This window comes from Bartonella bovis 91-4, assembly GCF_000384965.1.
Taxonomy (GTDB): domain Bacteria; phylum Pseudomonadota; class Alphaproteobacteria; order Rhizobiales; family Rhizobiaceae; genus Bartonella; species Bartonella bovis.
The window spans coordinates 241,569-256,870 of record NZ_CM001844.1; the positions used below are offsets into that span (position 1 = coordinate 241,569).

General features: G+C 40.8%; 15 protein-coding genes. 1 reads left to right on the forward strand and 14 read right to left on the reverse strand.

Annotation, left to right across the window (positions count from 1 at the left end; genetic code table 11):
* Positions 1-254 precede the first annotated feature (254 nt).
* The gene (locus BBBE_RS01000) at positions 255-824 is read left to right on the forward strand and encodes a DNA adenine methylase (RefSeq protein ID WP_010700762.1); all 570 of its coding nucleotides are present in this window, start codon (positions 255-257) and stop codon (positions 822-824) included.
* Positions 825-1,226: 402 nt separating this feature from the next.
* On the opposite strand, the gene BBBE_RS01005 is transcribed toward BBBE_RS01000, so the two are convergent.
* The 14 genes from BBBE_RS01005 to BBBE_RS01065 all read right to left on the reverse strand — a co-directional run bounded on the left by BBBE_RS01005 (position 1,227) and on the right by BBBE_RS01065 (position 15,302).
* Positions 1,227-1,442 (reverse strand): hypothetical protein, encoded by a 216-nt coding sequence (locus BBBE_RS01005; protein ID WP_010700763.1) that lies wholly within the window; start codon positions 1,440-1,442, stop codon positions 1,227-1,229.
* 33 nt (positions 1,443-1,475) lie between these two features.
* Entirely contained in the window at positions 1,476-2,663 is a 1,188-nt protein-coding gene (locus BBBE_RS01010) for an N-acetylmuramidase domain-containing protein (RefSeq protein WP_010700764.1), read from the reverse strand.
* Positions 2,660-3,979, reverse strand: coding sequence for a contractile injection system protein, VgrG/Pvc8 family (locus BBBE_RS01015; RefSeq protein ID WP_010700765.1), 1,320 nt, complete (start codon positions 3,977-3,979; stop codon positions 2,660-2,662). The genes BBBE_RS01010 and BBBE_RS01015 overlap by 4 nt, the downstream gene beginning before the upstream one ends.
* Positions 3,976-4,200 carry a tail protein X gene (locus BBBE_RS01020; protein ID WP_010700766.1) on the reverse strand — a complete coding sequence of 75 codons (225 nt, stop codon included), beginning with the start codon at positions 4,198-4,200 and terminating at the stop codon, positions 3,976-3,978. Before BBBE_RS01020 ends, BBBE_RS01015 begins: the two co-directional genes overlap by 4 nt.
* Positions 4,197-4,586, reverse strand: a complete 390-nt coding sequence (locus tag BBBE_RS01025) for a phage tail protein (RefSeq protein WP_010700767.1) — start codon at positions 4,584-4,586, stop codon at positions 4,197-4,199. The genes BBBE_RS01020 and BBBE_RS01025 overlap by 4 nt, the downstream gene beginning before the upstream one ends.
* A 5-nt stretch (positions 4,587-4,591) precedes the next feature.
* Positions 4,592-6,679: a phage tail tape measure protein gene (locus BBBE_RS01030; protein WP_010700768.1), complete on the reverse strand. Its 2,088-nt coding sequence runs from the start codon at positions 6,677-6,679 to the stop codon at positions 4,592-4,594.
* Complete coding sequence (locus tag BBBE_RS07170; protein ID WP_022708604.1) at positions 6,676-6,789, reverse strand: GpE family phage tail protein; 114 nt, start codon at positions 6,787-6,789, stop codon at positions 6,676-6,678. The genes BBBE_RS01030 and BBBE_RS07170 overlap by 4 nt, the downstream gene beginning before the upstream one ends.
* Positions 6,790-6,812: 23 nt before the next feature.
* Positions 6,813-7,073: a phage tail assembly protein gene (locus BBBE_RS01035; protein WP_010700769.1), complete on the reverse strand. Its 261-nt coding sequence runs from the start codon at positions 7,071-7,073 to the stop codon at positions 6,813-6,815.
* A gap of 1 nt (position 7,074) precedes the next feature.
* Positions 7,075-7,581: a phage major tail tube protein gene (locus BBBE_RS01040; RefSeq protein WP_010700770.1), complete on the reverse strand. Its 507-nt coding sequence runs from the start codon at positions 7,579-7,581 to the stop codon at positions 7,075-7,077.
* Positions 7,581-8,972, reverse strand: coding sequence for a phage tail sheath C-terminal domain-containing protein (locus tag BBBE_RS01045; protein WP_010700771.1), 1,392 nt, complete (start codon positions 8,970-8,972; stop codon positions 7,581-7,583). The genes BBBE_RS01040 and BBBE_RS01045 overlap by 1 nt, the downstream gene beginning before the upstream one ends.
* 116 nt (positions 8,973-9,088) lie before the next feature.
* A complete protein-coding gene (locus tag BBBE_RS01050; protein ID WP_010700772.1) occupies positions 9,089-9,310 on the reverse strand; it encodes a hypothetical protein in 222 nt (73 codons plus the stop codon).
* A 30-nt stretch (positions 9,311-9,340) separates the two neighbouring features.
* Complete coding sequence (locus tag BBBE_RS01055) at positions 9,341-10,687, reverse strand: Bgr_08870 family protein (RefSeq protein WP_010700773.1); 1,347 nt, start codon at positions 10,685-10,687, stop codon at positions 9,341-9,343.
* A 48-nt stretch (positions 10,688-10,735) separates the two neighbouring features.
* Positions 10,736-12,130, reverse strand: a complete 1,395-nt coding sequence (locus BBBE_RS01060; RefSeq protein WP_010700774.1) for a Bgr_08870 family protein — start codon at positions 12,128-12,130, stop codon at positions 10,736-10,738.
* A 13-nt stretch (positions 12,131-12,143) separates the two neighbouring features.
* Complete coding sequence (locus BBBE_RS01065) at positions 12,144-15,302, reverse strand: DUF4815 domain-containing protein (protein WP_010700775.1); 3,159 nt, start codon at positions 15,300-15,302, stop codon at positions 12,144-12,146.

A 15,302-nucleotide genomic window follows, 5' to 3' on the forward strand; every position in this document is an offset into this window, starting at 1 on the left:
TGGAAAAATCAAAGAAATCTTTTGAGACAAATGAATTAAATGGGTGTTCTTATCGTGAGCCTTTTGCTGGTGGCGGCGGATTGGCTCTAAAACTTCTTTAAATGACGATGTGAAAGATATTTACATTAACGATATTGACCCGTTCATTTGGAGTTTTTGGCATTGTGTTTTGTACAAAACAGAAGAATTAATAGAAAAGATTAACACGACGACTATTAACTTAGAAGAATGGTACAAACAAAAGGAATTTTTTCTTGAAAAAGCACAGATGTCTTGCCGTAGGATTTGCTGCCCTCTTTTTGAATCGAACAAACAGATCAGGAATTATTAAAAATGCTGGTCCCATTGGAGGAAAAGAGCAAACTGGAAATTACAAAATAGACTGTAGATTCAATAAAGAAAATTTAATTGGCAGAATTAGAAATATAAGCGCAAAAAAAGATAGGATATATTTAACACAGCTAGATGCACAGGAGTTTTTACTACGTTATGGAAGTACAGATAAAGATAAAAACATTTTCCTTTATATAGATCCTCCATATTTTAAAAAGGGTAAAGGGCTGTATACTTCATTTTATAAAACTAAAGATCATCATTATTTAGAAAATATCATTTCTGAACATGTAAATGCTCTTTGGTTAATTACTTATGACAACGTAGAAGAAGTTAAATTCTTGTATGATCAATATCCTAAAATAGAATTTGATATACGCTATTCTCTACAAAATAAGAGACAAGCTCAAGAACTGATGATTTTCTCACCCAAAATCAAAATTCCACAATCACTAGAACAGAATATACCATCACTTTGCAACGCGGCTTAACTGTTTTCATAAGCAAATCCGAATCCTCAAAATTTTTTACAAGTTTGGTTATTTTAAAGGAGGGACGTGGTGGTTCTAATTTTTTGAGAACCACTATTTCAAATGTGAGAAAATATTATCATTGCATCTATCAAACGTACAAAATCAATCATCAATAAAAAGATCATAACTATTTACTTGAAAAATAAGACATCATTTTTACGCTTTGGTAGGTAATGGTCATTTCTTTTGTTTCTGTAAGTACAGTATGTTGTTCATTTTGTCCTGCTAACATGTTTCCACCCACATAGCTGTTTTCCGTGCTGATTATGTTTTAAAATATCTCGTGCTAAGTTTGAACTGATAGCGTTGTAATCTTTTTGATCTAAATAGATTGGCATCCACCCGAGACAAGAAGAATTTTCATTTATCGCGCACCCAGTTAGAGAGATCAGAGTGCACATCATCATCATGTTTCTTGTTAATCTCATTTTCTATTTCCAGTCTTGTTGTCGTTGCCTTTAAAGGATCCTCTGTTTGTTTGTGTTGTTCAACTTTCTTTCCAATCTGACAAACATTCGCGAAAATTTCTAAAAGAGCAGCAGATGCATCAAGTATAATCTCAAGATATTTTTTCATCCGCAGATCTCCTGTGCACTTTACAATAGCTTTCTAAATTGCTCTGCCTCTCTTGTAGGCTTTTAGATAAGTTCTTTTGACACGATCTGACACGAGTACAATAATCCAACCTACAAAAATGGCCCCAATCCACCAATGATCAGAAATTGCTTTACCAATATGAGCAAGTGGCTCTACAAGAGCACTCATTTTTCCTATAGAGAGTTTGAGATTATCAAATGCTCCCATTTTGTTTGCTTCTATGAGAGTTGAACCAGCAACAACAGCCCCTCCCACCATTTGGGTTTTATCTGCATCTTTAATAATGTTTGTACCGTTTTTTCTCAAATCGGCCATACTTACACCAGAACGGCGAGGACTAATCATTGGAGTTGCTACATCGAGGGCTTCTTGAGTTTTCGCACCAACAACACCATCAACTTCTAAATTATGGTCAGCTTGAAAAGAAAAGATTGCACTGCGTGTATCTGGTCCATAATCACTATCAATCGCAAGGGGATAACCAAGATCATTGAGACGTTTTTGCAGTGCTTCAACACGGTAGCCTTTGGATCCTAGTCGCAAACCATTGGCACGAATAGGATTACTGACTGCTGCTGATTTTTTTGTGAGGGCAAAGTAAGCATTGCGCATGCGTTGGCCATATTCTTTGACCATACCAGTGCCATTGTAAACGCGTGCAATGGCATCAAAATCCTTGTCTCGCAAACTTGAAGCAAGACCACGAACTTTGAAAAAAGTAAACATCGCTTTTATTTGTTCATCTTCACACGAACACATGCTAGTGACAAAGTCTTGAACAGTGTTCCAATTAAGAATACCATAGTTATTTCCCATAATTTGACCTGCACCATAAGAAGCAGATTTTAAAGCAGCTTCTTCATCAAGTGTTATAGCAGCAATGAGTAACTTTAAAGCTTGAGTGTTGGTCTTTTGTTCTTTGTATCCTCCTTTTTTAGGGCTAATCCACTCCTCTCTAGCAAGATCTTCTTTGATTGCTTGTTGACGCTTATGAAAGGGCAAATTTTTATAAAACTGATGTTTTTCAAAAAGGACTTTTACACGCCCTTCATCATCAAAACCTTTACCATCTGACTCAACAGAAATAATCGCAGCAACCACAGCTTCTTCACACCCGATCTCTTGTGCTAAGGATTTAACCAAACCTTGTGTACGCGCTTTGCAGTTACCACTGAGTAATTTTTGGATAATCTGTGTCATGAATTTTCCCCTTCCATATCAATAACACCTTCACCTTCATCATAAGATGCCTGAGGTGGGGCGTTATCATCTATTGTGTCATCTTTGTCTGGTGTGGTGTTTATGACGTTTTGCGCTGTATCTTCTTGCGCTTCATTAAACAATTCACACTCGATACTTGTTGTATAACCGCCTGCTGTATCCAACCGATGTTTGACACTTTTAATGCGCCATTGCTGTGGAATGTAAGGGCGGAAAGGTGGTGCTTGGATAAGCTTCATTTCAGCTTGAATGAACGCATCTCCGCCCATATCACACGAAAAGGTGGCTTTCCCACGAGATGATTTATTACGATAAGCTGCAATAGCTGCAACGGCTTCTGATTGATTGTGGTAGGTATATTTTAATTCATGAAAAGGTGCCTGACCGGTTTTGACCTCTTTCTTTTCACCACTGCGTAAATCATGATAGGTTGCTATCACACCTCCTTTCTTTTCTTCCTCTTGTTTTTCAACTTTGTCTTGTTTTCCAAGTGTTTTTTTTGATCGAGCTAATGAGCGCAGAGGGGTCTCATCCATATGAATAGATGCTTCATCATCATACTGTTCAATTGTTTCCGGGTTTTGTGCTGCTGACGCGGCTTTTTGATCATCCCCTCCACCTGGTGTTAAGCCCTGGGCCTCACCTGCTTCATCGCGTGCACTATATTTAAAATCCCAAGCACTACACATCTTTTCATGAATAGTAACCACAGGGAGCATCTCTCCAGTAATGGCCTTACCTTCCCCACGTTTAGCAAGGACAAGCCTGCCATCCATAGGTTTTGCTACAGCATCATATTCTGCAGCAAGGCGTGTTGCAAAAGCCATATCGCTTTCACCGGTTTGATCAATATGACGCACGACAACCTTTGCAAGAGAAGGATCAACCTCGGGAACATAGCCATTGCGTGTTGCTATCTGTTGGATAATGTTGCCCAGTGTTATCTGATGATAAGATTGGCTTTTTGGGGTTCGGTAAGAGGTATTCATAGAAGCTGCACGTCCTGTCACACTTAAACTTTGTGGTGGACTGCTGACAGATATTTCATCAATCAGATAGGATCCCATGTCACGTGCTTTACCCTCTTCATAGCCCAGCGTTATAGAAAGAACTGTTCCAATTAAAGGGATCTGTAAAAAACCATTATCACTAATGCGAGCACGATCATCCAATTCTATAGTGATCCTGTCACTTTTGTCTTCTGCTTCATCGGTTATTTCAATTGATAAAACATAATCCATTAAAGCTCTTGTGACATCCTCACCATTAGACATCACTCTGCAAAAAGGCTTCATTGTTTACTACCCCAGAGCCTAATGACCGGTGTTGCTTGAGGGTGGGGTAGGGCAGGCAAAACAATTTTCACTCCTGCTTTTAAAATGGGTCCAAGATCTGCAAGCCCATAATTTTTTGCATAAACACGTTCAACAGCCAGTGCTTGCTGACCTTTTGGATAGTATTCCCAGCAAATGGCATCAACCATATCGCCATCTTTGGTAATGTAAATATCACTCACCAGATCCCTCCATCTCCCCCATATTCTCTCAGTTGTAATGTGAATTCTTGTTTGCGTGGATTGCCGTTTTTACCAAAAAAGCTCTGTTTTTCATTGACAGAAAGAATAACAAATTTTCCGACAACCTTGCCTTTACCAGTTACAAGTAAATGCGGTCCGCTATGCGCCATGCTACGCAGTCTTTCCAACTGGCCATAACCACTCTTAAAACCTGGATAAATCACGCCTGATAAAGAATATTCGGCATTAGCAATGGCAGGCAACTGAAACGCTGCTTGACTGCCCAGACGTCCTTGTTCTACCCATGGAACATCATAAGTCATGTCGAATGTTTGATAAGCTGCTGTTTCAACTGAAAAAATAAAGTCTCCCAACGCTAACATCATGACGCTTAATCCGAAAAATTGGAAGCAGCTGCTAAACGTTGTTGTCTAGCTTGATCTGCAAGAGCTTTGTTAACAGCAGCATTGATATCTTGCGGTGAACCACTGGCTCCACTGATGTTCAAATTGTTAATTGTAATAGATGCATCAACCTCAGTGGACTTGTTAGGAGCCATAATCGGTTCAAACGTTTTAAAGTCTCCCACAGAAGGCTGTTTGCTCTCATTACTAATATACTCTCCACGTCTGTAGGCATAGCTCTCTGGAAGGGTGCTGGGGACAACAGTTGAATGAATAATCTCTTGTGCGTATGTTTTTGTCTCTTGTGTGAGATTTTTTAAACTCTCGGTAGTACTTTTGTTTACTGTAACGCTGAAACCTAGCTTGTCTTTGACAAAATCAGGCATCCAACCCATTAATTGTTGCACCGCACCAGAAAGCCATTGTGTCATGGCACTCCATTTGCTTTTAATACCATCCCACAGTCCCATAATCAGATTGGAACCAGCTTCATATAAACTGAGATTAGAAAACCATTCAAAAAATTGATTAATTGCCTCCCCAAGAGAGTCCCATAACCGCCCACAGGAGGCCATGACTTCATCCCAATTTTCATAAAGCCAATAAGCTGTTGCAACAAGCTTCTTAATACCATTAACGATATAACCAATGAGCGTGTATTTCATAATGAAATCACCCAGCATAACAAAAGCATCGCAAATCTTATTGAGAGCTGAAATAAACCAAGCTTTGACTGCCTCCCAATTCTTATAAAGCTTATATATCCCTGCAATAAGCCCTATAATCCAACCGCCGGGGAGAAGTATGATGATGGCTCCAAACTTATAAAAAGCGTCTGCAATCCCATCTAATAGTGCACTAAACCATTTTTTGATTTTATCCCAATAAACATAAAGCGCGACTCCTGCTGCAATGAGCCCTATAATAGCTGCTGCAATCCACCCAATAGGCGTTGTCATAACGGCTGTACCAAATGTAAAAAAGGCTACAGTCAGAGCAGCAATCGCGGCTATAAGTGGCCCTACAATGAAGGCAACAAGTGCTGCAAGACCTATTTTAAAAAGGCTTATTTCGCCAGTCAGTGGTTCTAACCATTTAAACCAGCCTTTAATACTTTCTGTAACATTTGTGATATTTTGTCTTAACTCAGAAGTCGGATCACATAAATCCTGTATAGCTTTTCTTACAATCCTCGCCCAATTTGCTACAGTTGTTTGAATGAGATCACGGTTTTCATCAATCAGCTTTGAAAAGGCATCAATCATATCATTGATCACTGGCATGAATTGTGCCCCAATGAAATTGGCAACACCTCCCAGTTTTTTCTTAAAAGCCCCAAGCTTATCGCTTAAATCTGCAGCATAGTGGGCAACATCAGCCCCCATCAGCCATCCACTCTTTTTTGCCTTTTCAAACAATTCTTTGATAGGCTCCATACCTTGCGAGAGCATGGCAGCCATTTCTTTACCATCACCACCAAAAAGAAGAGCAGCAATATGTTGCCTTTGCGCTTGATTGTCTATCTTACTCATCTTGTCGGTTATTTCTTCCAACAAGTTTGAATTTGATTTAAGTTTTCCAGAGGCATCTTTTACAGAAATTCCCAGCGCCTGAAACCCCATAATCCCTCTTTTTTGTCCGGCCAAAGCTTGTGCTGAACGCCTGTTTAAAACAGCCAAGGATTGTTGGAATTTCTCGGCAGAATAACCTGAGTTATCCGCTGCATCTCCCCATAACTGAAGATCTTTAACACTCATGCCTAAATGGCGCGATGCGTGATGAAGACTATCGCCCATGTGCATGGTTTTCATAGTCACTGCAGTTAAACTTGCAACAAGACCACCACCAGCAAGGCCCAATGCGCCTGACAATACAGAAACACGGCTGGTTACTGCCCCCAAAGCATTGCCGACCCCTTTTAAACTTTCTGTCACTTTGCGTGTTGCTGCCATAAAGCGAGGGACTCTTAATTTATTTGATAAGTGTGTCAAACGCTTTTGAATACGCTTAATGGGTGCGGTTATCTTGTCTTCAAGGGTTAACCGCACCTTAGCGTCTGCGACTGTTTTGCTCACTTTTTCTTATACCTTTCTGCAGCTTTACGGCGCCAAAACCAGAGCTCTTGAGGTTCCATTTCCATCATCTCTGAAAGGGACCAATGAAATACGATAGCAATATCGGCCATGAGTTCAGCGGCTGTTTCCCAAGTTAGGTATTCAGCCGCTCGGTAAAACCCTCCAAAATTTTTCCAATAGCTGCCATGTCACTGCCATCAAGTTCGTCAACAGCATCATAAGTCCATCCAGAAAGACGCGTGATCATAGCGGCCACCTGATCAGCGCTTTCCTTTTTATCGACAGCTCTTATGTCTTTCATTTTGACGCGACGAAGGCTGATTTCGGTATAATCTTCTTCTTTTAATGTAAAAGGAAAAAGCAATTGATAAGTAACGTTTTGTTGTGTAGTCATTTTATAATCCTAAATTTTCTCTATGTTCTGCTAATTGATCAACGCCATTGAATTTTCTCACCATGTTGAAACCATCAATCTCAACAACTTCGACGCCATTTTGAACGTATTTGAAATAATTCAATGTATAATTGATCGTTGTGACGGCCTTAGTACCTGGTTGCCATTGTCCAGGTTCATAGCCCTTGCAAAATCCACGCATGGAGATTGCAATCTTTTCTGCTGGTGCGCCTTGTGCTTGAACTGACCCACGCAGACAAATATCAATATTGGGTTTACCTAAAAGCCCCAGAAGTTCTGGAGAGCAATCTGCAATAGTCATAGAAAGTGTGAGTTGTTCCATTCCCATCTCGATATCAACGGGAAAATCCATGCCGCCTGCACGGAAACTTTCAACGACGAAATTTAAGTTTGGTAAAGTAACACTTTCACATTTTTCTTGATAGGGAATTCCATCAACATAAATGTTAAAATGTTTCAAAGCTCTTGGTAATCTGGGTGCAATCATTAAAGGATCTCCTCTATGTAATCATTGACAATACGCGAGCTAAACGTGATGTGTTCTGCTGGCGTTGTTGGTTGGAATTCGACATTGAAATAAACTTTTCCGCTTTCAAGTGCGCTTGGTGTATTAAGCTCTGGATCAGGATAACAACGCCCTCCAATGATGGCGCCTTGCGTTTTTAAGTCACGCAAATAAGCATTAACGCTTTCACTGACATCGCTCATATAAGTTTTTGTGATGTTTCGATCGACTGCCCACATATGTCCGCGCAAAATGGCATCATTGATCATATCTGCAGTTCTCACCACGGATATAAAAGCAAATTTTGGATCTGATGAAAGTGTGCGATTACCCCATAAGCGATAGCCATTTTCACGAATGATTGTTGTGATATGTTTCTCGTTGAGCAGATTAGCGCGACTAGAACTGTCACCAATGGCAAAATCAATGGGTCTGGCTGTGCCACTAATGCCATTGATCTCTTTGTTTGAAGGAGAGTGCCAAAAACCGTGGGTAAAATCTGTTTTAGCAATTACACCGGCAGCTAGTGAACTTGCTGGTTCTTGTGAAATCTTTCCTTTACGCAAAACGCTCACAAATGGATCAACCATGACAACACGTTTGGAACCAAAATCTTTTGCTGCCTCAATAGCTTCTTCATCTGTTGTATTTGGTCCATCAACTACCACAATAGCGCGCAAACGCTCAGCAATACCAATCAGTTCTGCTGCTACGGGATTAGACATTTGTTTGATTGTGGCTGTAGCTGTGGCACCTTCTCCGTCACCTTCAATGGTAACACGAGGTACTCTTTCATAACCACTTCCACTCTCATCAACCGTAATGTTTCGCACTTCTCCGTTACTAACACTGGCTGTTGCCTTGGCATTGCCTTCTATTTTAACAGTAGCCTTGGTATAACCACTGCCTTTGTTTGTAATTATTATCCGATCTACACCAATAAGGCCTTTATGAGTAAAACCAGGAGCAATCAAAATGCGTGGTGTTTGCCCAACAATGGATTGTGCTCCTATGAAAGCATGGACACCTTCATAAGCACCATCTGCATTGACACCACCTAGAACATTAGCCAATGTTTCGTCTTCATCTTTGCCTTCTTCTACCCGCACCACAACAACAATGGCACCTGCTTGCTTGAAAATTAGATCAACGGCATTGGGGAGTGTGCCTTCACCTCTGTCAAATCTATCAAGTTTGGCTGCTTTGGAACGAGATCCCGATATCAAAACCGGTGTATTAAGAGGAAAGATGTCCTCATCTGCATTAGGTGCTGTGCCTACAATGCCTATAACTGCTGATTGAACCGGTGTAATAGGGCGTGTGCCATCGTCATTTTCGATGACTTCAACACCGTGTAAAAAACCTGATGCCATTCTTTGTGCTCCTTAAAATAATTGGCTGATTAAAAATAAAGGCCAAATAAATTTATTTGGCCTTGGGGGAATTGCTTGTGAAAAGCTTGATTAAACTGAAGCTAAAATGTTCTTCTTTACACCTCTATGAAGTCTTGAGATGACTCTAGCTCTGCTTTGTCTTCTATTGATAAAATAGCTTCCTCCTCAATGGGAGGAGAGAACTGTCCATCTTTATAAGTCCAACCAATTTGAGCTTCATTTGAGGCAATAGCCTCGCCTTCAAACGGGTAAACATAATCCTCTGGCGCAACAATAATGTTGGTTACCACACCATTTTCAACAACTGCGTATTGCATAAAAACTCCTTTGTAAAAATCTTTAGGGTGTTAATTTTTCCATAGTCTGATAAGAACAGCACCATCAGCTCCTTTACCGCCACTACCATTAGCTCCCCGAGCACCAGCGCCACCACCACCGTAACCTGCTCCTCCAACTCCTGAAAGATGTGCTGTACCTGTTCCTTGCCCCCCATTTTTCCCTTTTATCGAGTTGCCTGCATTGCCACCGAAGCCGCTTCTTTGTTTATATTCTCCATGTCCTCCACTATAACCATTACAAGCTCTGACAAGACCGGGAGATTCATCAGTTACCAAGCCAAAGTTATCTCCTCTACTTCCGTAACCACTAACTCCTACATTTTGTGCAGTACCTGCACCACCACCACCTCCTCCTGCAACTGCAATAAAATTATTGCCTATAATTGTATGTCCTCCAGAACTTCCGCCAGAACCTTGTTTATTACCTTCCGCTCCTTTACCAATGATGATATCTTCATGTCCATTTAGACTTGCTTTATAACCATACCATACCACGCAACCGCTACCGCCACCACCACCACCTGGATAATCGTTACTCTTTGCGCTCCCACCAGAACCACCACCGCCCCATGCTTGGATCTCAACTTTGGTTTTATTAGTGACCCAATCTGGCCACTTAATCTTCCCACTTTGCGTAATAAATAATTCAGCATCGGCAAGCTCAGAACAACTTGTGCTTTCATTAGGTAAAGACTGTTTTAGTTTTTCCATTTCTTTTGACATAGTTTCATCCAATTGCGGTTTGGTATAAACGAGCTCATCATCAACTTTAAGGGGGCCTTTGAGCAAGCTCCCAGTTGCATTTAAATTCGTCACCACTTTATCATTTTGTTTCAAAGTCAAAGAAGAGGTTTCAGCTAATTCAATACCTTCTTCAATGCTAACGTTTCCTTTGAAAACATTCGTATCTTCCCATTCGTTTTTACCAGAAAAACGCCCATAATCTTTTAGATCTACATTGATGGTTGCTATATACTCATCAAGACCTGTGATATCTTCAATCGTATGCTGATGTTCGCCTAAGAGTGATTTAACACTGTCAAATGCAAAGCGATCCTTACCTGATTTATATAAAACATGATTTTCAGTTGCATCTTTGGCACCTTTAACATCAGTTAAATCCACCAGAGCAAATGTCTTATCTGCTGCCATTTTGCTATTCAGCACATCTTCAAGCCCACTGATTTGGTTTATTACATGAGTATGCTGTGAAGACGCTTTATTATCCAATTTTTCATCAAGATCAGAAACTGCTTGATCAATAGTTATCAAGTCTTCACGTGTAATAGGAAATTCAACACTAATAAAACGGCCTTCTAAGGGTAACTCCATTGCTAACTTCTTTGTTTTCGCCATTATATTACTCCTGTCGCATTAAAACACTGAAAGCTTCATAATTTAGATTCACTTATCGTTTTCATATCGTTTCTTCCATATTCTTATAAGAGCAGCACCATTAGCTCCATTGCCACTGGGATTATTTTGATAATGAGATCCAGCACCGCCACCACCAAATCCTCGACCTGGTTTTCCTGAAATACAGTGCCCCCTGCCAGTTCCTCCACAGCCGCCCCTTGATGTATCCCCTCCAGCATCACCACCAAAGCCACTTTTAAATCTAGAGGAACCTTGCGTTCCAGGACTACCATTACCACCTTTGGCAATACCTGGACGACCGTCCATTAACTCGGTAACGGTTTTTCCAGCTCCTCCAGCCCCCCCTTGTCCTGATCCCGTGTCAGAAGCTCCTTTACCACCGCCACCGCCTCCGGCTACAATAAGATTTTTTCCGACAGTTGTTTTCCCTCCAGCATTGCCTGAGGTATTTTTATCTTTCACAGAAGCTCCACCTTTACCAATGACGATATCTTCATGTCCATTTAAGCTTGATTTAGGTCCATACCATACTGAGCAGCCACCACCGCCGCCACCGCCACCAAAATATGTTTTACCAGCTCCTCCACCAGAACCGCCACCACCCCATGCTTGGATCTCAACTATGGTTTCATCTGTTATCCAATCTGGCCACTTAATCTTCCTACTTTGGGTATAAAGTAATTCTGCGTCAGCACGTTCAGGCCAATGAACAAGCTTATTGATGACAACAGAGCAACTCGAGTTTTCATTAGTCAAAGACTGTTTTAGTTTTTCTATTTCTTCCGATATAGCTTTATCCGCTTCCGGCTTAGTATAAACGAGCTCATCATCAACTTTAAGGGGGCCTTTAAGCAAGCTCCCAGTTGTGTTTAAATTCGTCACCACTTTATCATTTTGTTTCAAAGTCAAAGAAGAGGTTTCAGCTAATTCAATACCTTCTTCAATGTTAACGTTTCCTTTGAAAACATTCGTATTTTTCCATTCGTTTTTACCAGACAAACACCCATAATCTTTTAGATCTACATTGATGGTTGCTATATACTCATCAAGATCTGTAATATCTTCAATCGTATGCTGATGTTCGCCTAAGAGTGATTTAACACTGTTAAATGCAAAGCGATCCTTACCTGATTTATATAAAACATGATTTTCAGTTGCATCTTTGGCACCTTTAATATCAGTTAAATCAACCAGAGCAAATGTCTGATCTGCTGCCATTTTGCCATTCAACGCATCTTCAAGCTCGCTCACTTCACTCATTACATGAGTATGCTGTGAAGGCGCTTTATTATCCAATTTTTCATCAAGATCAGAAACTGCTTGATCAATGATTGTTAGGTTTTCACGTAAAATAGGAAACTCAGCACTGATAAAACGGCCTTCTAATGGTAACTCCATTGCTAACTTCTTTGTTTTCGCCATGATAGTACTCCTGTCACATAATTCCCGCACCAAAATCACTCACCATGGAACGTGCTGCAGGACCACCAGTTAGTGTTAATTTCAAACGCGCTTGTTCAGCTGTTTTGTCTTCACTGACAAATTTGCGTTCTGTCCAAAGTGGCTGTGCGAGTTGCTCTGTTTCTTCTAATTTTAAGGAAGTGAAATCACCATCATCCAGTTGGATCTCCATTTTGAAGGTGGAACCGCCCGGTAAAAATGTTTTTATATAGCTGGTTAGTCTCGACTTTTCGCCAAAGGGAAAAGCACGTGTAACATAGGTTGCTTCTTTTCTAATTTTGCCCGCGATCAATTCAATGGGAGCAAACAATACTGGCGAAAGCTTTTCTGTCCCTTTTAAAATGGCTCGTAACTGGACTTTTTCACTGATATATTCCGTTAAACTAAGCAATTGAAACGGTAAGAGTTGATAAATCGTGCCATTGTTGCGTTCAATTTCAAAGATGACAGAACACTCACTGGAGGGCAGTTCAATCGCCGCACGCACCTGTAAATCAGAGCATTCCTTAAGATCAAACTCACCTAAATCAACAGTTTTTTCTGTTTGTGTATAGCGAGCGGCAAGCACACGAAATGCTAAAGCCTCATCTTGATGAGCTGTCCATGTTTGCGCATTCACAGAGGAAAAACGAGGACCTGTGATATAAGGATGACTGGAGACATATCTTTGGTTTTCTTCGTCAAAATCTCCAAGTTTTGCAAGAGAAACAGAATGATCGCCATCATCTGTTTTAATAACAAAGGCCGTTAAGCGGTCATTAAGCACGGTTAATGGAACACTATAGCGTGCTTCAGCCCATCCCGTTTCAGCTTCTTTCATTGAATAAAGAGCTTGTGCTTGAATGTCGGCTGTAGGATAGCCATTGTCTGTTGTGACTAAATCAATCATCAAATCATGAGAACGATTGCCAATCTTGCAAATATGGAAATCAATTCCTGTTATTTGCCGCGTTTCATCAGGTGTAAAGACTTGTGCTTGCGGGTCAGATTTTTTCCATACACGCACTGTTGTGACACGCCGCATGACCTGTACATCAATCACGCCTTGCCCCGTGAAAAGGCCTGTAGCTATCGTTTTTCCTTTACCAACAGCAACAACGTTCTTTGTTCCTGCTGTGATATCTTTAGGAATTTTAAATTTCCCTTCAATAACGCCTTGAGCATTGGCAGTAAGTGTCTCCTTTGGTAAAATACTAACGCCATCAAATGTAAGGCTGTCTAGAACCTCTCCCTTACCAAAGCCTTCAATCTTAAAGTTGAGATCAATTTGTCTTAAGAAATCAATTTTTTCTTGATGCGTACTGACCAGTTCATCCTTCACTTCTGTTTCACGTCCACCGCCAGGACGTTTGCCCATAGACAGTTCATTGGTCACACCTGAAAGCCAATCTGTACGCTGAACACTCCAGAAATCTGTTGCAGGGGTGAGTGCAAGAGTCCCTGGTAGTGGGTCAAAATTTTGATAAGGATTGATTTTCTCGCAAGCAGTCATCAACTCTTGCGCAATGATCACTTCATTGTCCCAATCAAGAGTAACAGGCTCATTTAAGGTGGTGTGGTAAAATGTGGGTTCAATGGCAAGGCGTAATAAGCCGTGACCTATTGCACCCGTTTGCTCGATTCCTTCATCTCGAAGGTTGTCATCAAGAAAAGGATCGGCAATCATCCCTTTTTTGGAGACAGGTTCTTTTGAGTCAACATTGCTCTTAATCCTTTCAAGTTGTAACAACCGATCAAGCTCAAGAACACGGTTAAAATAGCGCCACATTTCAGTATAAGGAGCAACACGCGTGCCATTATTATCTACACGTGGATAATCAAGCCAATTATTTGTGATTGTTGCAAGCGATAATATATCATCAGGAACACTAGGAGCTATAGGATTGTCTGCTGAAATCCCTTGAATGTAAACCACTCCACCTTGAGAATTTAAACCTATACGGTCAATACGGGGGAGTTTATAGGTGTAACTGACAATAATGTCTCCACCCTGAGTACCATCTGAAACAGTAATTTCCCGTGCTGTGATCTTATCAGCATTCACCTTTGCACGATAGTGATAGGTGACTTCATAAGTGCTGCCTGGTTTAGGTTCATCGCCAGATAAAGACCAGTCAATCGTATCACCAGTCTTTTTAAAATCTACACCTTCTTTAAATTCCTTATCCCCTTGCACGACTTTTATAAAACTCACAACACTTTTATCGGGAACACCATCACGCCCTGAGGCTACTGCACCGCGGGTAACATTGGTGGTCTTTTCTTTTGTGAGCAAAATAGAGTGAACAGTCGCAATGGGAAAATAATAGGTTTCAAACGTAAAACTTGTCTCATCTGACTTAATTGCTTTGGTTTTTTTAGATGTAAACAGATGTGTTTCGCTTGGCACGATGCTTTCAGAATAATCTTCTGGCTCTTCATGTCTTAAAGCAGCAAGGCGTTTATGTTTAAAACCATTAATATTGGCTTCACCTTCTTCTATACTAAAGATTTGTTTACCATCATTTGGTCCTAAAGCCGTCACCCGACAACCATTGACAATATAATGCCCATGAGCACGGTCATAAGTTGCAATAGCTTGTAGGGCAGGCTCTAACAATGAAGGGGGTTTTTGATCAATCAAAGTGCCATCTTGCAAGACATAGACGGGGAAGAAAGCACCTTCTTGTTTGTCATTTTCCAAAGCCCATACAAGTTTTGCTGTCTCCCTTGCTGCTCCTGGTTCACCTTCTGCCAATGTACCTGGAATTTGCCCTAATAATTGTGGATCATCTTCATGTGTTACCCACTTTTTTTGAAGCTTCACACCAATCTCCACACGTCCAAGCATGGGAACATTGTTTAAAATAGCTTCTGATACAGGAAAAATATCCCCTGCAATAAAAATCTTCCCCTCTGTCAAAGTGACTTTTTGTTTTTCTTGATTAACAAAAGCATCCGCACGTTCAATACGGTCACCTTCTTTAGCGACAAGTCTTCCTAAACGATCATGACGGCCACGAATGATGGTTTGAACTTCATTGAGTTCTGCACTTTGAATAAAAGGGCGCTCTCCATAGAAGACAACGCTTTGTTGCTCATCTTTGCCTACAGATCGGTCAATTGCAAACGGTAAACCGCTTTCATGCTCCAT